Source organism: Streptomyces hirsutus, from assembly GCF_001418415.1.
Classification (GTDB): domain Bacteria; phylum Actinomycetota; class Actinomycetes; order Streptomycetales; family Streptomycetaceae; genus Streptomyces; species Streptomyces hirsutus.
The window spans coordinates 1-1,453 of the sequence record NZ_LIQT01000306.1 but is presented as its reverse complement, the minus strand read 5'-3'; the positions used below and the strand labels follow the sequence as shown (position 1 = coordinate 1,453).

Annotated in this window: 2 protein-coding genes and 1 pseudogene; all 3 read right to left on the bottom strand. The window is 74.4% G+C overall.

Annotated features, from left to right (window positions below; all coding sequences use genetic code 11):
* A partial coding sequence (locus tag AOK11_RS22645) for a coiled-coil domain-containing protein (RefSeq protein WP_420903008.1) occupies positions 1-754 on the bottom strand: 754 nt, incomplete at its 3' end.
* Positions 755-856: 102 nt separating this feature from the next.
* Positions 857-1,186 (bottom strand): hypothetical protein, encoded by a 330-nt coding sequence (locus AOK11_RS22640; protein WP_055595564.1) that lies wholly within the window; start codon positions 1,184-1,186, stop codon positions 857-859.
* Positions 1,187-1,244: 58 nt separating this feature from the next.
* Positions 1,245-1,453: pseudogene (locus AOK11_RS22635) on the bottom strand (TetR family transcriptional regulator); the annotation flags it as partial.

Sequence of the window (1,453 nt, the reverse complement as noted above, 5' to 3'; positions counted from 1 at the left end):
AGTTCCTGGCTTCCGGAGCCCCCGGCGCGCCGAGGGCTCCGGAAGCCAGGAACTCCGCCTGGTCCTCGGCGACTTCGGTCCGCTCCAGCTCGGCGAGTGCCGCCAGCTGCTCAGGGGTGAGCGAGGCGAGCAGTTCCTCGACCTCGCCGAGCCGCTCGCGCACCGCGTCACGCTCCTTCTCGCGCTGCTCGGCGAGGGCGAGCTGGTCGTCGAGCGCCTTGCGGGCCCGCCGGGCGAGCGTCTCGGCCCGCTGCTCGCTGCCGGTCAGCCGCCCCACCGTGTCCGCGCGGTTGCGTGCCAGCCGCCCGATCACATGCCCCTGGTCGAGCGCGTGCTGCGGATCGCGGGCCAGCAGCAGCCGCACGTACGGGGAGATCCCGGTGCTGCCCTGGTACTGCTGCCGGGCCAGCCGCCCGGCCGCGCCCCGGCTGTCGTGCAGGGAGAGCCGGGCGACGGCGAGGGCACGGTCCAGCCGTCGTGTCTCGGCGCGCTGCTTCGCCAGCCGCTCCTCGGCGGCGTTGTAGGCCTCGGTGGCCTTCCCGGCCTCGCGGTACAGCCGCTGAAGGTCCGTCAGCAGCTCGGCGACGGACCGGTCATCGGGCGGTGTCGCCTCGGTGGCGGCCGTACTGTCCCCGGAAAGCTCCGTCGCGGTGCTCTCCGGCGGTTCCGGAAGGGCCTTAGCGGGCCCCGGCGCGAGAACGGTGCCGACCGCGACCGCCGCCGTACACGCCAGACGTAGAAGCATTCTTGACACCTCATCACCTCCGATGCGGGCGGCTCATCCGCTCCGCATCGCGAGCATCCGGCGGTTTGGCCGGGTCCGCTCGCCGGGTGTGCGCGGTTCGGCGCAACGGTGTCACCCGTCGGCGTCGTCCGGCTTGCCGCGCGGCGTGGCGTCTGGATCGGCGGCCGGATCACGGGTGCGCCCGGACCACGGCCACCTCGGGCGGTCGGCCGTCGCCGCCCCGTCCGGGTCGTACCGGTACTTCCACCCCTGGGTCAGTCCGAGCCGGTCGCTCTGCCCCCGAGGCACGCGCCGGTAGACCAGCACCGTGGGCGGGCCGCCGTCCGGGGCCGGGACGGGGATGCGGTACGTCTTGGGCGGGTGCCCGGTGATGCCCAGCAGCACGGGCAGGACGCGCCCGTCCATCGGTCCGCCCTCGAAGGGGGTGTCCTGACTTTTCACGGCACCAGTGTCGGTCATGCCCCCACGTCGGGCGTCCACCGGCCGTCCGTCCGACGGGTCAGCCGTCCCCCGACAGCGCCCGGACGAGGACCCCGGTCTCCGCGTCGCGCCGCGCGGTCACCTCCAGGGCGGCCAGGAACTGCTCCACGAGCCAGTCCCGCAGCTCGCCGACGGGCAGCTGCCTGTCCTCGTCGAGCCAGATCAGCGAGGCCGCCTCCACGGCGGTGATCCACATCCGGATGGTCATCCGCAGCCGGGGCCCCGGCT